This is a genomic window from Arthrobacter sp. SLBN-112, from assembly GCF_006715225.1.
GTDB lineage: Bacteria > Actinomycetota > Actinomycetes > Actinomycetales > Micrococcaceae > Arthrobacter.
The window spans coordinates 3,335,393-3,351,350 of sequence record NZ_VFMU01000001.1 but is presented as its reverse complement, the minus strand read 5'-3'; the positions used below and the strand labels follow the sequence as shown (position 1 = coordinate 3,351,350).

The 15,958-nt window shown below is 64.5% G+C and carries 15 protein-coding genes; 10 read left to right on the top strand and 5 right to left on the bottom strand.

Annotated elements, in window-relative coordinates; all coding sequences use genetic code 11:
* Positions 1–250: 250 nt before the first annotated feature.
* The 3 genes from leuA (at position 251) to FBY33_RS15395 (ending at position 3,690) form a co-directional block, all read left to right on the top strand.
* Positions 251–1,990, top strand: coding sequence for a 2-isopropylmalate synthase (leuA, locus tag FBY33_RS15405; protein WP_142031305.1), 1,740 nt, complete (start codon positions 251–253; stop codon positions 1,988–1,990).
* 84 nt (positions 1,991–2,074) lie between these two features.
* On the top strand, positions 2,075–2,827 hold the full coding sequence (gene recO, locus FBY33_RS15400; protein WP_142031304.1) for a DNA repair protein RecO: 753 nt from the start codon (positions 2,075–2,077) through the stop codon (positions 2,825–2,827).
* A 2-nt stretch (positions 2,828–2,829) separates the two neighbouring features.
* Positions 2,830–3,690 carry an isoprenyl transferase gene (locus tag FBY33_RS15395; protein ID WP_142031303.1) on the top strand — a complete coding sequence of 287 codons (861 nt, stop codon included), beginning with the start codon at positions 2,830–2,832 and terminating at the stop codon, positions 3,688–3,690.
* Here the strand turns inward: FBY33_RS15395 and FBY33_RS15390 are convergent.
* Positions 3,675–4,640 (bottom strand): alpha/beta hydrolase, encoded by a 966-nt coding sequence (locus tag FBY33_RS15390; RefSeq protein WP_142031302.1) that lies wholly within the window; start codon positions 4,638–4,640, stop codon positions 3,675–3,677. The genes FBY33_RS15395 and FBY33_RS15390 overlap by 16 nt on opposite strands.
* A 92-nt stretch (positions 4,641–4,732) precedes the next feature.
* Here FBY33_RS15390 and FBY33_RS15385 point away from each other — a divergent pair, with 92 nt between their 5' ends.
* Positions 4,733–5,803 carry a quinone-dependent dihydroorotate dehydrogenase gene (locus FBY33_RS15385; RefSeq protein ID WP_142031301.1) on the top strand — a complete coding sequence of 357 codons (1,071 nt, stop codon included), beginning with the start codon at positions 4,733–4,735 and terminating at the stop codon, positions 5,801–5,803.
* A gap of 69 nt (positions 5,804–5,872) precedes the next feature.
* Here FBY33_RS15385 and FBY33_RS15380 read toward each other — a convergent pair whose 3' ends face one another.
* Entirely contained in the window at positions 5,873–6,475 is a 603-nt protein-coding gene (locus FBY33_RS15380; RefSeq protein ID WP_142031300.1) for a DUF3043 domain-containing protein, read from the bottom strand.
* Between the two features lie 92 nt (positions 6,476–6,567).
* Between FBY33_RS15380 and FBY33_RS15375 the strand changes: the two genes are divergently transcribed.
* From FBY33_RS15375 to FBY33_RS15355, 5 genes are all read left to right on the top strand, one after another.
* On the top strand, positions 6,568–8,022 hold the full coding sequence (locus tag FBY33_RS15375) for a dipeptidase (protein ID WP_142031299.1): 1,455 nt from the start codon (positions 6,568–6,570) through the stop codon (positions 8,020–8,022).
* A 184-nt stretch (positions 8,023–8,206) separates the two neighbouring features.
* Positions 8,207–8,596 carry a HesB/IscA family protein gene (locus FBY33_RS15370; RefSeq protein ID WP_056336786.1) on the top strand — a complete coding sequence of 130 codons (390 nt, stop codon included), beginning with the start codon at positions 8,207–8,209 and terminating at the stop codon, positions 8,594–8,596.
* Positions 8,597–8,781: 185 nt separating this feature from the next.
* Positions 8,782–9,654, top strand: a complete 873-nt coding sequence (ctaC, locus tag FBY33_RS15365; RefSeq protein WP_142031298.1) for an aa3-type cytochrome oxidase subunit II — start codon at positions 8,782–8,784, stop codon at positions 9,652–9,654.
* A gap of 10 nt (positions 9,655–9,664) precedes the next feature.
* Entirely contained in the window at positions 9,665–11,392 is a 1,728-nt protein-coding gene (ctaD, locus tag FBY33_RS15360) for an aa3-type cytochrome oxidase subunit I (protein ID WP_142031297.1), read from the top strand.
* Positions 11,389–11,790, top strand: coding sequence for a cytochrome c oxidase subunit 4 (locus FBY33_RS15355; RefSeq protein ID WP_142031296.1), 402 nt, complete (start codon positions 11,389–11,391; stop codon positions 11,788–11,790). The genes ctaD and FBY33_RS15355 overlap by 4 nt, the downstream gene beginning before the upstream one ends.
* A 76-nt stretch (positions 11,791–11,866) precedes the next feature.
* Here FBY33_RS15355 and FBY33_RS15350 read toward each other — a convergent pair whose 3' ends face one another.
* Complete coding sequence (locus tag FBY33_RS15350) at positions 11,867–12,160, bottom strand: HPr family phosphocarrier protein (RefSeq protein ID WP_142031295.1); 294 nt, start codon at positions 12,158–12,160, stop codon at positions 11,867–11,869.
* Between the two features lie 158 nt (positions 12,161–12,318).
* On the opposite strand from FBY33_RS15350, the gene FBY33_RS15345 reads away from it, so the two are divergent.
* Entirely contained in the window at positions 12,319–13,089 is a 771-nt protein-coding gene (locus tag FBY33_RS15345; RefSeq protein ID WP_142031294.1) for a GntR family transcriptional regulator, read from the top strand.
* Between the two features lie 135 nt (positions 13,090–13,224).
* Here FBY33_RS15345 and qcrB read toward each other — a convergent pair whose 3' ends face one another.
* Together qcrB and qcrA are read right to left on the bottom strand one after the other, a co-directional pair.
* Positions 13,225–14,895: a cytochrome bc1 complex cytochrome b subunit gene (gene qcrB / locus FBY33_RS15340; protein WP_142031293.1), complete on the bottom strand. Its 1,671-nt coding sequence runs from the start codon at positions 14,893–14,895 to the stop codon at positions 13,225–13,227.
* A complete protein-coding gene (gene qcrA, locus FBY33_RS15335) occupies positions 14,873–15,943 on the bottom strand; it encodes a cytochrome bc1 complex Rieske iron-sulfur subunit (RefSeq protein WP_142031292.1) in 1,071 nt (356 codons plus the stop codon). The genes qcrB and qcrA overlap by 23 nt, the downstream gene beginning before the upstream one ends.
* Positions 15,944–15,958: the final 15 nt, after the last annotated feature.

The following is a 15,958-nucleotide window of genomic DNA, read 5'->3' as shown; positions in this document are numbered from 1 at the left end:
AACTCCTTTTGCCTGGACGCCTGTATCCCGTGGAACACCGGAGGCGTCTGCATGCTGGACTTTACGGACGGTAGTGCCCTTTCATCTTACGCACCCGTGTTACGCTCAAAGAGTGCGTGCAGAGCTCCTTCTCCTTAGCTGCCGCGGCGAGGCCACAGACGCTATCTAGCGCACGGCCCACCCTCGCTGCGGAGTTTGTGTTGCCCGGCCACCCTTTCACTGAAGATCGATAGAAAAGGCCACGAACATCATGCGAAACGCACAAAAGCCCTCAGGAATGCCTGCCTACCGGTACACGCCGTTCCAGGACCAGATCAAGGTCGAGCTGCCGGACCGCACCTGGCCTGACAAGGTCATCACCAAGGCGCCGCGGTGGTGCGCTGTTGACCTCCGCGACGGCAACCAGGCCCTGATCGACCCCATGAGCCCGGCCCGCAAGATGAAGATGTTCGACCTGCTGGTCCGCATGGGCTACAAGGAGATCGAAGTTGGCTTCCCGTCCGCTTCCCAGACGGACTTCGACTTTGTCCGCCAGCTCATCGAGGGAAACCACATCCCGGACGACGTCACCATCCAGGTCCTGACCCAGGCACGCGAACACCTGATTGAACGGACTTACGAGTCCCTGGTCGGAGCCAAGCAGGCCATCGTCCACCTGTACAACTCCACGTCCGTATTGCAGCGGCGCGTTGTCTTCAACCAGGACGAAGACGGCATCCTGGACATCGCACTGCAGGGCGCCCGGCTGTGCAAAAAGTACGAGGAAACCCTCGCCGACACGCACGTGACCTACGAATACTCGCCCGAATCCTTCACGGGTACCGAGCTCGAGTACGCGGTGCGGGTGTGCAACGCTGTCGCCGATGTCTTCGAGGCTTCCGCCGACCGCCAGGTGATCATCAACCTCCCCGCCACCGTGGAAATGGCCACACCGAACGTCTACGCCGATTCGATCGAGTGGATGAGCCGGCACCTGCACCCGCGTGAGGGCATCATCCTGTCCCTGCACCCGCACAATGACCGCGGAACGGGCGTGGCTGCCGCCGAGCTGGGCTACATGGCCGGCGCCGACCGCATCGAGGGCTGCCTCTTCGGCAACGGCGAACGCACCGGCAACGTGGACCTGGTGACCCTGGGCCTAAACCTGTTCGTCCAGGGCATCGACCCCATGATCGACTTCTCCAACATCGACGACGTCCGCCGCACCGTTGAGTACTGCAACCAGCTGCCCGTGCCTGAGCGTTCGCCGTACGGCGGCGACCTGGTGTTCACCGCCTTCTCGGGCTCCCACCAGGATGCCATCAAGAAGGGCTTCGAGGCGCTGGAGCGCGACGCTGCCGCAGCCGGCAAGCCGGTGGACGACTTCACTTGGCAGGTGCCGTACCTGCCGGTTGACCCCAAGGACCTGGGCCGCAGCTACGAGGCCGTGATCCGGGTGAACTCCCAGTCCGGCAAGGGCGGCGTGGCCTACCTGCTGAAGAACGAGCACAGCCTGGATCTGCCGCGCCGTGCGCAGATCGAATTCTCGGGCGTCATCCAGCGCCGCACCGACACCGTGGGCGGGGAGGTCAGCGGGGCCCAGCTCTGGCAGGTCTTCAAGGACGAATACCTGCCGTCCGGCGAGGCTGACGGGCAGTGGGGACGCTACTCGCTGGGCGCCGTCAAGACTGAAACAGATGCCGACGGCGGCATGACGCTTCACGCCTCGCTCACCATCGACGGTGCCCAGGTCAGCCGCACCGGCACCGGCAACGGTCCTATTGCTGCCCTGCTGAATATCCTCCACGAGGACGGCGTGGACGTCCGCGTGCTGGACTACAGCGAGCACGCACTGTCAGAAGGCGGGAATGCCATGGCTGCTGCCTACGTTGAGTGCGCCGTGGGGGAGCGGGTGCTGTGGGGTGTCGGCATTGATGCCAACACCAGCATGTCGTCCCTCAAGGCCGTGATTTCAGCAGTCAACCGCGCCATCCGGGACGCCCAGGCCTGATACCTGCCGGTGGCGCCGCCGGTTCCGCCGGCGGTGCAACCGCGTCCTGGCAGCGTGTTGCCGGGCAGGATGGGAAGATAGATCGTGGTCCAACAGTCTTTTGCCTCCCGGGCGTACCGGGACGACGCCGTGGTGCTCCGCACCCACAAGCTGGGCGAGGCGGACAGGATCATCACGCTCCTGACAAAACACCACGGACAGGTCCGCGCCGTCGCCAAGGGGGTTCGGCGCACCAGCAGCCGTTTTGGGGCCCGGCTTGAGCCCTTCATGGTGGCGGACCTCCAGTTGGTGTCCGGCCGGACACTGGACATCGTGACGCAGGCCGTGGCGAAGGGGGCGTACGGCGGCAGCATCGCTGCGGACTACGGCAGGTATACGGTTGCGGCCGCCATGACCGAGACGGCGGAGAAACTCACTGACGTCGACGGCGAGGCCGGTACCGCCCAGTACAACCTTCTGGTGGGTGCCCTGGCCGCGCTGAGCCGCGACGAACATGCCGCCGGCCTCATCCTGGACTCCTATCTGCTGCGCGCCCTCGCCACGGGCGGGTGGGCGCCCAGCTTCACTGACTGCTCCCGCTGCGGCATGCCGGGCCCGCACACCGCATTCTCTGCGCCCCTGGGCGGCATGGTCTGCGCAGGGTGCCGGCCGCCCGGGTCCCCGGCCCCGGCCCCGGAAACTGTGACGCTGCTGGCAGCGCTGCTGACCGGGGACTGGTCGACGGCGGACGCTTCCTTGCCCCAGCATCGCAAGGAAGCAGCGGGCTTGGTGGCCGCCTACTTGCAGTGGCATCTGGAACGAGTACTGAAATCCCTCAAACATGTGGAGCGTAGCTGACAGTGGCCCTGGGAAAAAAGAACAACGCAACGCGCAGGCGCACCCATCCCGTGGTGGCGCCCTACCCGCACCCGTCCGGCGCAGTGGCACCAGCCATCCCGGCTGAATTCGTTCCCCGGCACGTGGCCATCGTCATGGACGGCAACGGCCGCTGGGCCAACCAGCGGGGCCTGCCGCGGATCGAGGGGCACAAGGCGGGGGAGCCGGCCCTGCTCGATGTCATGGCAGGCGCCATCGAACTGGGCATCGAGTATGTCAGCGTATACGCGTTCTCCACTGAGAACTGGCGCAGGTCCCCAGAGGAAGTCCGCTTCCTCATGGGATTTAACAAGGATGTGCTGCGAAGGCAGCGGAACCAGCTGGATGACTGGGGAGTCCGGGTGCGCTGGGCTGGGCGCCGGCCACGGCTGTGGGGTTCGGTCATTAGGGAACTGGAGGAGGCCGAAGAGTTCACGGCAGCCAATACCACCTGTAATTTGACCATGTGTGTTAATTACGGCGGCCGGGCCGAGATCACGGACGCGGTCTCCGCGATTGCGGCCGATGTGGCCGCCGGCAAGTTGAAGCCCGGCGCCATTACCGAGCGGACCATACAGAAGTACCTCGACGAGCCCGACCTGCCTGATGTTGACCTCTTCCTCCGCAGCTCAGGGGAGCAGCGGCTGTCCAACTTCCTGCTCTGGCAGTCGGCCTACGCGGAGTTCGTTTTCATGGATACATTGTGGCCGGATGTGGACAGGCGGACCCTTTGGGCCGCCGTCGAGGAATATGCCAGGCGGGACCGCCGGTACGGTGGCGCCGTGGATGCCGCCGCTGCTCCGGCCCCTCCGGCAACTGCCCAGGCGGCTCAGCCTCGTCCGTAGGCCCGCAACCAGCGGCCCAGCCGCCGGTAGGCATCGGCCCGGATGGGTTGGGGTGAGAGGAAGACGTCGTGCAGGGCCCCGTCGATCCGTTCCACGGTCACGGTGCGGCCCAGGGTAAGTGCCCGGGCACTGATGGTATTGACGTCCAGGACGGCGTCGGTGCGCCGCATTTCCTCTGACCAGAGGAGCCCATTCGCGCTGCCCTTAGAGAGCAGGACCAGAACCGGAGCCTCAATCTCCAGGCCGCGCGCCACCTTCGCCTGCCCGGCGAGGACTGCCCTCAGCCATCCGGCGCGCACCGGAAAGGCCATACGGGGGCGGTAGCGCTCATCAAGCGGCCACTCGCCGTCGGCCGCACTGCTGATGGTCCGCCAATAGTGGCCGCGCTCCGGCAGCCGGAGGACTGCCTGGGGGCGGAAACGGGCCACCGGGCGCACCATGCTGGACGCGGCCCGCCGCACCAGCGAACTGCCGTGCATCTCCAGCCACGGACTGTTGAGGACCAGCAGCGAAACCGCCTCCGGATGGCGGGTGGTCCACAGTGCCGCCACCAGCCCTCCGGTGGAATGGCCCATCAGGGCCACGGGCCCTGGGGCGCCGGCCTCCCGGATAATGCGGAACGCTTCTTCGATTTCAGCGTCATAGGCGGCCAGGTCGGCCACATAGCCGCCCGGCGATTCCGGCCGCAGGCTTCGTCCATGGTTGTGCATGTCCAGCGCATAGAAGTCGTAACCGGCGGACGCCCAGAACAGCGCCAGGTCAACGTTGAAGAAGTAATCGCTCCAGCCGTGCAGGAAGAGAACGGCCCGCCGGCCGCCGCCGGCAGTGTCCCTTGCCGCGGACGGCCGGAGCCGTACCAGAGTTGCCGTCCGTTCAACCCCGTCAGGTCCGGCGGCCGCGAAGGAGTGCGACTCGAAGTCGCCGCCCAGGATGTCCTGCTGCCACTGCATGCCCTCATGCTAAACCGGCACGGGGCCCGCGCCGGTCCGGTGCGGGCTTCTTCGTTTTGGTATGGCGCGCCATGAGACGGGAAACTGGAGGCATGCGCGTTTATCCCACTTTCTTCAGGCTGGCCTTTTCATGGATGGACGCCGAGCGCGCCCACAAGATCGGATTCAAGGGGATCAGGCTCGCGCATGCTTCCGGTACGGGGAAGGTCCTGCGGAAACTGACGGCGCCGGCGCCGTCGCTCCAGACCACCGCCTTCGGCGTCACCTTTCCGTCGCCGTTCGGGCTTGCTGCCGGATTCGACAAGGAAGGGCACGGCATCGAGGCCCTTACCGAGCTTGGGTTCGGGCACATCGAAGTAGGCACCATCACCGGCCAGGCCCAGCCCGGCAACGAAAAGCCGCGGTTGTTCCGCCTGGTGCAGGACCGTGCCGTCATCAACCGGATGGGATTCAACAACGACGGCGCATCCGCCGTTGCGCCCCGGCTCAAGGCAGCGCGCGCCGCGCTTCAGCGCCGGTACCCGGCCGTCAGGCCCGTCATCGGGGTCAACATCGGCAAAACCAAGGTGGTGGAGCTGGCTGATGCCGTTGACGACTACCTGGTCAGCGCCCGCAGCCTGGCACCCGCAGCCGATTACTTGGTGGTGAACGTCAGCTCACCCAATACGCCGGGCCTCCGGCTGCTCCAGGACGTTGAGACGCTCCGGCCGCTCCTGACCGCCGTGGGACAGGAAGCCGACCGGGCCGCAGGCCGGCACGTGCCCCTGCTGGTCAAGATTGCCCCGGACCTCAGCGATGAGGATATCGACGACGTCGCGCGCCTTGCCCTGGACCTGAAACTTGACGGCATCATCGCCACCAACACCACCATTGCCCGTTCGGGACTGTCTTCGCCGGCGGAAGAGGTGGCGAAATGCGGGGCCGGCGGGCTGTCCGGCGCTCCGCTGAAGGAGCGTTCCCTTGAGGTGCTGGAGAGGCTGAGGAGCGCCACCGGCGGCGCCCTGGCCCTGGTCTCGGTTGGCGGCGTGGAGTCGGCCCACGACGTCCAGGCGAGGCTCGACGCCGGTGCGACCCTGGTGCAGGGGTATACCGCGTTCCTCTACGAAGGACCGTTCTGGGCGGCGCGGATCAACAAGCAGTTGGCAAAGAACCGCCGCCCCTGAAAACCTGTTAAACAGGCAAGCCCCGGCGGTATGCCGCCGGGGCTTGCCTGTTTGAAGTCGTTGCCAGGTTCAGGCAGGGTACTGTCCGCGCTGGACCTGGGGCTTGGGCAGCCGCAGTTTCCGGAACTGGAGGGAGCGCATGGAGCCGTACCAAACCGTGCCCCTCTCCACCTCACCGAACTTCTCCGCCAGACGCTTGCGGAGCTTGCGGGAGAGGATGAAGACGTCGACGAAGACTGCCAGGAACATGACCCAGAAAGCTCCCAGGACGTAGATCATCATGTCGCTGGAGGCCGGAACCACAAGGGAAACCAGCACGAAGACCAGGGCACCGAACATCAGGTACTCGCCAAGGTTGAAGCGGGCATCCACAAAGTCGCGGGCAAACCGCTTCTGCGGGCCCTTGTCGCGCAGGGGCAGGAATTTCTCGTCGCCGGTGTCCAGGGCACGCCGCATCTTCAGCCGCTGTTCCTGGACGGCCTGGCGCTCGGCAGCCTTGGATGCCTTGCGGTCCTCCGGCACCAGCGGGCGCTTGCGGGCAGCTTCCTGGGCCTTCCGGGTGGGGGTAGGCGCGCCCTTGCCCGCCGCACTGTTTTGCCGCGCTGCCGCTTCCGCTGCCTGCTGGTCTACTGTTTCCTGCGCCGTGGGCGCTTCTTTTCTACGTCCGAACACCTGAACAGAATACCTTGCAGCAGCCGGCGCGATGCCTGCTTCCGCGTCTGCCCAGGCGGGCAGCGGAATGTGACGGGGGTAATGTTTTGGCCATGACTTCATCACCGGCGGCCACCCCGCACAGCCCCACCGGCACAACAGGACCGGGCCCTGAGGTTTCCGGCAGGACGGAAGATCTCCGTTCGGCGGTAGACCGTGCGTTCGACCAGACACTGGCACGGCTCAAGGAGCTCGTCGCCATCCCGGGCATCGCCTGGCCCAGTTTCGACCGCACGCCCCTGGAGCGCAGCGCCGAAACAGTCGCGGAGCTCCTCCGGGGCGCCGGGATCGAAGAAGTGCACGTTCTGTCCGTCAACAAGGCGGACGGCACGCCCGGCGGTCCGGCCGTCGTCGCCCGCCGTCCTGCCGCTGAAGGACAACCGACCGTCCTCCTGTATGCGCACCACGACGTCCAGCCAGTGGGCGACGAGGCGCTGTGGGAAACAGAGCCTTTTGCCGCCGTCGAGAAAAACGGCCGCCTCTACGGGCGCGGCGCCGCTGACGACAAAGCCGGCATCATGGCCCACATTGCTGCCTACATGGCTCTTTCGGAAGTCCTTGCCGACTCCCTGGGACTGGGAATCACCTTCTTCATCGAAGGGGAGGAAGAAGCGGGGTCGCCCACGTTCCGCACATTCCTGGAGGCCAACCGCGAGCTCTTGCGGGCGGACGTTATTGTGGTGGCCGATTCCAGCAACTGGAAAGTCGGCGTACCTGCCCTGACCACAAGCCTGCGGGGGCTGGTGGACGGAACGATTGAGGTGCAGGTCCTTGACCATGCGGTGCATTCCGGGATGTACGGGGGCCCGGTCCTGGATGCACCCACCCTCTTGTCCCGCCTGATTGCCACCCTCCACGACGCCGACGGCAACGTGGCCATCGAGGGCCTGGTGGCCAGCGACACGGTGACGGTCGACATCCCGGAGGCGGATTACCGTACGGATGCATCCGTGATCGACGGCGTCCGGCTGGCAGGAACGGGAAGCATCGCATCGCGGCTGTGGACCAAGCCGGCCTTGTCGATCATCGGCTTCGACGCACCCGCCGTGGACGTCGCCTCCAACACCCTCATCCCGCGCGCGCGGGCGAAGTTCAGCCTGCGGCTGGCTCCGGGGCAGGTCCCCGCCGAGGCCATGGAGGCGGTCCGCCGGCACGTGGAGGCCCACGCCCCATTTGGCGCAAAGGTCGTCTTCACCCCGGGGGAGGCGGGGAACCCGTTCCGGACCGACACCTCCTCCACCGCGGCAACGGTTGCCATGTGGGCCCTGGGTGAGGCGTGGGGAGTTCCTGCCGTTGAAACGGGGATCGGCGGTTCCATCCCCTTCATTGCCGACCTGACGGATGTGTACCCAAGTGCGCAGATCCTGGTGACCGGCGTGGAGGACCCCGATTCGAGGGCGCACAGCGCCAACGAATCCCTGCACATCGGTGACTTCCGCAACGCCATCCTGGCCGAGGCCCTCATGCTCACGCGGCTGAACAGTGAAGGCGTTACGGCCGGCGGGTAGGGATCCTGCATCGCGAAGTCCGGGCAGCGGAATGCCAGGGAACAACCGGCGTGCTTTGACGGTTACGCCAGGAGTTAGAGCTACAGGACTGCCGCGCGTAGCATGTAGCTATAGCCCATACCGTATTTGTAGGGGCAGGCGCCGTTACGGCGACGCCGCCAGACCGTCCTAAGAAGGTAGGCCAATGAGCACCGCAACCAACGAAAACAGCACCGCCGCCACCAGCGTGGCCAGCGACGAACTGCCCGTTCACGAGGTCAACCTGACCGACGTCGCTGCAGGCAAGGTCCGCAGCCTCCTGGAGCAGGAAGGCCGAACCGACCTGCGTCTGCGCGTGGCCGTGCAGCCCGGCGGATGCTCGGGGCTGATTTATCAGCTCTACTTCGACGAACGGCTCCTTGATGGTGACGCTGTCCGCGACTACGACGGCGTCGAGGTTGTCGTCGACAAGATGAGCGTGCCGTACCTGAGCGGCGCCAGCATCGACTTCGAAGACACCATCTCGAAGCAGGGCTTCACCATCGACAATCCGAACGCCGGCGGGTCCTGCGCCTGCGGCGATTCGTTCCACTAAGCCGGTTATTTCGCCTGATGTCCGCGCCGGGTTTCCTGCCGTCCAAAACGGCACGGGGGCTCGGCGCCGACATGTGGGCGAAACGCCCGGCGGAGCGGTAAGCTCTACACCGAGTAGTAAAACTTTTTTGTGCCCGGAGCGCCGATGGCTGCCCGGACAACAGCAACAAGTAGGAAGGGCCGTCTGTGAGTTCGCAGAACCGAACCGGCAGCCGACGCAAAACGATCACCACGATCTCAAGCTTGGCTATTGCCGGCGCGTTGGTTTTGACCGGATGTTCGCCAGAGGTAGAGAAAGGGTGGATGCCCACTGAACGTGGCACCACCAGCAACACCGACCGCATCATGGACCTCTGGGTCAACTCATGGATTGCTGCGCTCGTGGTGGGCACCATTACGTGGGGTCTGATCATCTGGTGCCTGATCGCCTACCGCCGCCGCAAGGGCACGGTTGGCTTCCCCCGGCAGACCAGCTTCAACCTTCCGCTGGAAGTTTTCTACCTCACCATCCCGATCTTCATGGTCCTGGTGTTCTTCTACTTCACTGACCGCGACCAGCAGGCGATCGATGACCGTTCGCAGCCAGCCGACGTCGTCGTGGACGTCCGCGGCAAGCAGTGGGCCTGGGACTTCAACTACAAGTCCGGCGACGTGATCCAGGAAGACGTCCATGAGGCCGGGGTCCAGGCCCACCTCACCGGCAACACCATCGACAAGGAACAGCTCCCCACCCTGTACCTGCCGGTTAACAAGTCTGTTGACCTTGAACTCAACGCCCGCGATGTCATCCACTCCTTCTGGGTTCCCGCCTTCCTGCAGAAGCGCGACATGATTCCCGGCAAGACCAACTACATCCGGTTCACCCCCACTAAAGAGGGCACCTACGACGGCAAGTGTGCCGAACTCTGCGGCGAGTACCACTCCGAAATGCTGTTCCGCGTCAAGGTGGTGTCGGAATCCGAATTCCAGGCCCACATGGACCAGCTCAAGGCTGAAGGCAACACCGGCCTGCTCGGCGTGGAGTACGACCGCAACCCGAACCTGAACGAAAATAAGTAAGGGGAGCGACGTGGCTACGTACACCCAATCCGCACCCACGGGAGTCCTGACGGCTCCCGTGGTACCAAAATCCAAGGGGCGCATCGTCGTCAACTGGATTACCTCCACCGACCACAAGACCATCGGGTACATGTACCTGATCGCGTCCTTCGTGTTCTTCTGCCTGGGCGGCGTGATGGCGCTGCTGATCCGCGCCGAGCTGTTCGAGCCCGGCATGCAGATCCTGCAGACCAAGGAACAGTACAACCAGCTGTTCACCATGCACGGGACCGTCATGCTGCTGATGTTCGCCACCCCGCTGTTCGCCGGGTTCGCCAACGTCATCATGCCGCTGCAGATCGGCGCCCCGGATGTGGCGTTCCCCCGCCTGAACGCGCTGGCCTTCTGGTTCTTCCTGTTCGGCTCCACCATCGCGGTGTCCGGGTTCATCACGCCCCAGGGTGCCGCCTCGTTCGGCTGGTTCGCCTACGCGCCGCTGTCCAACACCACCTTCACCCCCGGCATCGGTGGCGACCTGTGGGTCTTCGGCCTGGCGCTGTCCGGCTTCGGCACCATCCTCGGTGCGGTCAACTTCATCACCACCATCATCTGCATGCGTGCTCCGGGCATGACCATGTGGCGGATGCCCATCTTCACGTGGAACACCCTGATCACCGCCATCCTGGTGCTGATGGCGTTCCCGCCGCTGGCCGCCGCCCTGTTCGCGCTCGGCGCGGACCGGAAGTTCGGTGCCCACATTTTCGATCCGGAGAACGGCGGCGCCGTCCTCTGGCAGCACCTGTTCTGGTTCTTCGGCCACCCCGAGGTGTACATCATCGCGCTGCCGTTCTTCGGCATCGTGTCCGAGATCTTCCCGGTCTTCAGCCGCAAACCGATCTTCGGCTACAAGGGCCTCGTCTACGCCACCATCGCCATTGCTGCCCTCTCGGTGACGGTGTGGGCACACCACATGTACGTCACGGGCTCCGTCCTGCTGCCGTTCTTCTCGTTCATGACCATGCTCATCGCGGTGCCCACCGGCGTGAAGTTCTTCAACTGGATCGGCACCATGTGGCGCGGCTCGCTGACTTTCGAGACGCCCATGCTCTGGAGCATCGGCTTCATGATCACCTTCCTCTTCGGCGGCCTGACCGGCATCATCCTGGCCTCCCCGCCGCTGGACTTCCACGTCTCGGACTCCTACTTCGTGGTGGCCCACTTCCACTACGTGGTGTTCGGCACTGTGGTGTTCGCCATGTTCGCCGGGTTCTACTTCTGGTGGCCCAAGTGGACCGGCAAGATGCTCAACGAACGCCTGGGCAAGATCCACTTCTGGCTTCTGTTCCTTGGCTTCCACGGCACCTTCCTGATCCAGCACTGGCTCGGCGTCGAGGGCATGCCCCGCCGCTACGCCGACTACCTCGTGGAGGACAACTTCACCTGGATGAACCAGTTCTCCACCGTGGCCTCCTTCGTCCTCGGTGCGTCCCTGATCCCGTTCTTCTGGAACGTCTACATCACCTGGCGCAATGCTGAGAAGGTCCAGGTTGATGATCCGTGGGGCTTTGGTGCTTCGCTCGAGTGGGCCACGTCCTGCCCGCCGCCGCGCCACAACTTCACGTCCCTGCCCCGGATCCGTTCGGAGCGTCCCGCCCTGGACCTGCACCACCCGGAACTGCGCCAGGTCCACACCGTTGAGTCGCCGGCACCCGCAGCATCGGTTCTCGGCAACGCCGACCAGAAGGACACCGCACAGTGAAAATCGAATCCTGGATCTTTGGCTCTGGAGTCTTCTTCTTCGTCCCCGTCGCTCTGGTCTACGGTTTCCTGACCAACTGGGGTGAGTGGGTGGGCATCCTGGGCATCCTGCTCGTCGGCGGCCTCGCCGGCATGATCGGGGCCTACCTCGGTTTCACCGGCAAGCGCGTGGGCCTCCGTCCCGAGGACCGCAGTGACGCTGAAATCCACGAAGGCGCCGGCGAGCAGGGGCACTTCAGCCCCTGGAGCTGGTGGCCGCTGGTTCTGGGCATCGCCTGCGCCACCGGCTTCCTGGGCCTGGCAGTAGGTGCCTGGATCATCTTCATCGCAGGCGGCCTCGCCCTCGTGGCCCTTGTGGGCTGGGTATACGAGTACAGCCGCGGCGACCACGCACACTAGGCAAGCAAAAGAATAACGACGTCGGGCCCCACCAGATTGGTGGGGCCCGACGTCGTTATATGCCGTCCCAGGCCTTCTAAGCGGCGCCCTGCGACTCCAAGAGTTCGCGGAGCTGCCGGAGGACCTCCTCAGCCTTCTCCCGGCCCTGGACGCCTTCCAGCCCGTTCTCCATGATGGACAGCTCCACTTCACATCCCTGTGGGAAGTCAGCTGACATTACCTGAAGCAGCGAACGTGCATCCACCCTGCCGGCGCCGGCCTTGCTGATGGTGACCGGGAGGCCCGTGTCGGTAACGGCCCGGACGAATACCGCGGCAGGTCGTGCATGCAGGCCCACCGGCGCTGCCACCACGGCTTTCATTGTTGGCAAAGGGACTCCTTTTCAAAAGACGGCCCCCTCCGTCATTGGCAAATTTCCAGACCAAATATAGCTGCCGTAACGGCTCCGGGCCGAAAGGGACAGGCGGTCCGGCAACTGGTCTAGACCGAACTAAAATTGAGGGGACACTCAACGGCAGGAGAACGATCATGGCAGCTGGCGCCGCCGCAATCACGGGGGAAATAGACCGCACCAGCGGAACGGCCATTTACGTCCAGCTTCGCGAGATCCTCCGTGCCTACATCGCACAGTCGTGCCCGCCGGGCTCGGCCCTGCCATCGGAACGGGACCTGGCCGAGCGATTTGGGCTGGCACGAATGACGGTACGGCAGGCAATCGATGCCTTGGTAGGGGAGGAGGTCATCGAACGGGTGGTGGGCCTGGGGACATTCGTCCGCCGGCCGAAACTCGACCTGCAGGTCAAGCTCACGTCCTATAGCGAAGAGATGCAGCGGCGCGGCATGGTGCCGGCCGCGAAGGTGCTCAGTTTCGAACAGATTGCCGCCAGCGCCTTCCTGGCCCGCGAGCTGCAGCTGGATGAGGGGACACCGCTGGTCCGCTTCCGCCGGCTGCTCCTTGCAGACGGGGAGCCCATGAGCGTGGACGAGAACTTCATCCCGGCGCATCGCGTCCCGGGCCTGCTCGACGGCGAACCGCCCACGTCGCTGTACAACGTCCTCAGCGAGCAGTACGGGCTGGTTATGGAGTGGGGCGAGGACATGATCGAGGCGACTGCGGCCTCACCCTCCACGGCCCGCCTGCTCAACGTCGAGGTGGGGGCGCCTTTGCTGAAGATCCAGCGGCACGCGTTTGTAGCCAGGGCAATGGTCGACTACTCGGTGTCCTACTACAGGGCAGACCGGTACAAGCTGTGGGTGCCTCTGCAGCGGCCGGGAGCCAGGCGGGCGCGCAACCACTAAGCGATCCGCCCGCCGGCCGCCCTTCCAGTGGCCGGGATCTGCTCAGGTCCCTTGCGGGGTGGGGCAGGCAACAGGCGCGGGAACAGGAAAGGCCCGATCCATGTGGATCGGGCCTTTCCTGTTGCGAGCTGAAGCCTAGTGCGTCAGGCTCCTGCTGCCTTCTGCCGCTTCAACAGCCTCGTGGCCGTGGCCGTGTGCAGCCTCAAGCTCAGCAGGCGTAGCGGGAGCTACGCGGTCCTCAAAGAACCAGCGGGAGAGGAACGCGCGGCGCTTTTCCTTGCGGGTGACGACACCGTGCTCGTTGGGGACGGCCGGGAGGACCTGAGGCGACTCAAAACCAACCAGCTTGTAGCGCTTGTACTCGTCCAGCGGAGCGTGCACCTCGATGAACTCGCCATGCGGGAGCCGCACGATGCGGCCCGTCTCACGGCCGTGAAGAGCAATTTCACGGTCCTTGCGCTGCAGCGCAAGGGCCACGCGCTTGGTCACGACGAACGCGATGACCGGGCCGATGAAGAACAGTGCGCGCAGCCAGTAGGTGACGTCATTCAACGACACACCAAAGTGTGTTGCGATGAGGTCGGAACCGGCAGCTGCCCACATGACGCAGTACCAGACGAAGCCTGCCATGCCGATGGCGGTACGGGTGGGGGCGTTCCTCGGACGGTCCAGGACGTGGTGTTCACGGTCGTCCTTGGTCACCCAGCGCTCGATCCACGGGTACATGAACATAACGGTGAACAGGATTCCCGCCGGTACCAGGGCCGGCAGCAGGACGTTGAACGTGAACACGTGTCCGAAGAACACCTGCTCAACGTGCCAGTTGCCGAAAGTGCCCGGCATCAGACGCAGTGCGCCGTCAACAAAGCCGATGTACCAGTCAGGCTGGGTGCCTGCGGACACGGGGGATGGGTCGTACGGGCCGTAGTTCCAGATCGGGTTGATGGTGAAGAACGCCGCCATCAAAGCGATCACACCGAAAACGATGAAGAAGAATCCGCCGGCCTTGGCTGCGTAGACAGGACCGAGGGGGTAACCGACCACGTTGTTGTCGTTGCGGCCGGGGCCGGGGTACTGCGTGTGCTTGTGGACGACAACCATGAACAGGTGCACCACGATCATCAGCAGGATCAGCGCCGGCACCAGCAGGATGTGCAGCATGTACAGGCGGCTGATGATGGCGGTACCAGGGAACTCCCCGCCGAACAGGAAGAACGAGATGTACGTTCCGATGACCGGGATGGACTTGATGACACCGTCGATGATGCGGAGGCCGTTGCCGGACAGCAGGTCGTCCGGAAGCGAGTAGCCGGTGAAGCCGGCCGCCATGGCCAGGATCAGCAGGACACAGCCCACAACCCAGTTCATCTCACGCGGACGCCGGAATGCACCGGTGAAGAACACCCTCAGCATGTGGACAGCGATCGATGCAACGAACAGCAGTGCTGCCCAGTGGTGCACCTGGCGCATGAAGAGTCCGCCGCGAATGTCGAAGGAGATGTTCAGCGAGGAGCTGTACGCCACCGACATCTCCACGCCCTTCAGGGGGACGTAACCGCCGTCGTAGTGGGTCTCCGCCATTGAAGGATCGAAGAAAAACGTCAGGAAGGTGCCCGACAGAAGCAGGATGACGAAGGAGTACAGCGCCACTTCACCGAACATGAACGACCAGTGGTCCGGGAAGACCTTGCGGCCGAACTCGCGGAGGATCCCGGAGCCGCCGACGCGCGCGTCGACGAAGTCGGTGATCCGGCCTGTCTTGGTTTTGGCGACGAAAGCCGGCTCAGCTGTTGATGCTGCGCTCATGCGAATCACGCTCCCAGTAACTTGGTCCTACGGGTTCATGGAAGTCGCTGGTAGCGACCAGGTAGCCCTCGTCGTCAACTGCGATGGGCAGCTGGGGGAGAGGACGGCTGGCGGGGCCGAAGATCACCTTGCACTCTTGAGTGAGGTCAAAGGTGGACTGGTGGCACGGGCACAGCAGGTGGTGCGTCTGCTGCTCGTACAGAGCAACGGGGCAACCAACGTGGGTGCAGATCTTCGAGTAGGCAACGATGCCGTTGTAGCCCCACTCTTCGCGGCCCGCGGACGGGTTCAGCGATGCGGGATCAAGGCGCATGAGCAGCACAACGGCCTTTGCCTTTTCGTTGAGCTTGCCTTCTTCGAGTTCGTTCAGGCCTTCCGGGATGACGTGGAAGGCAGAACCGATGGTGACGTCCGAGGCCTTGATGGGAGTTCCGTCAGGGTCACGGGTCAGGCGCTTGCGCTTTCCGTCCTGGGGAGCCCACATGGTGTGTGCGAGCTTGTCGTCCGGACGGGGTCCGAGGTCACCGAAGATGGCGACGGCGGGAAGCGGGGCAAGCGCCACAGCACCGAGCAGGGTGTTGCGGATCAGCGGGCGGCGCTTGATGCCGGTCTCTTCCACGATGTCATCGACGATGCGGACAGCGGCCTGGCGGTCCTCTTCGTAGCGGATCGCGTGGCGTTCCTCGGAGACTTCGTGATCGGGCATCAGGGCCTTGGCCCAGTGCACGATGCCGGTACCGATACCCAGCATGGCGAAGGCAGTGCCTACGCCGAGCAGGGCGTTCTGGAGCCGGATGGTGGCGATGCTGGAGTCATCACCCAGATCAATGGCGAAGTACGCCACCAGGAAGATCAGGGTTCCAACAACAGAAATGCCAAATAGTAAGGCGACCTGCCGTTCTGCCCGCTTTGCGGCCTTCGGGTCCGTGTCAGCCAGGCGCAAACGATGCGGGGGAATTCCAGGATCCTGGAACTTCTCCACCTCATTCTGACCAGCCGTAGCTACGGTGCCCGAGTGGTTCGGACTGCCGTCACTATGGTTGCCCATAATTCGCCTCATCCT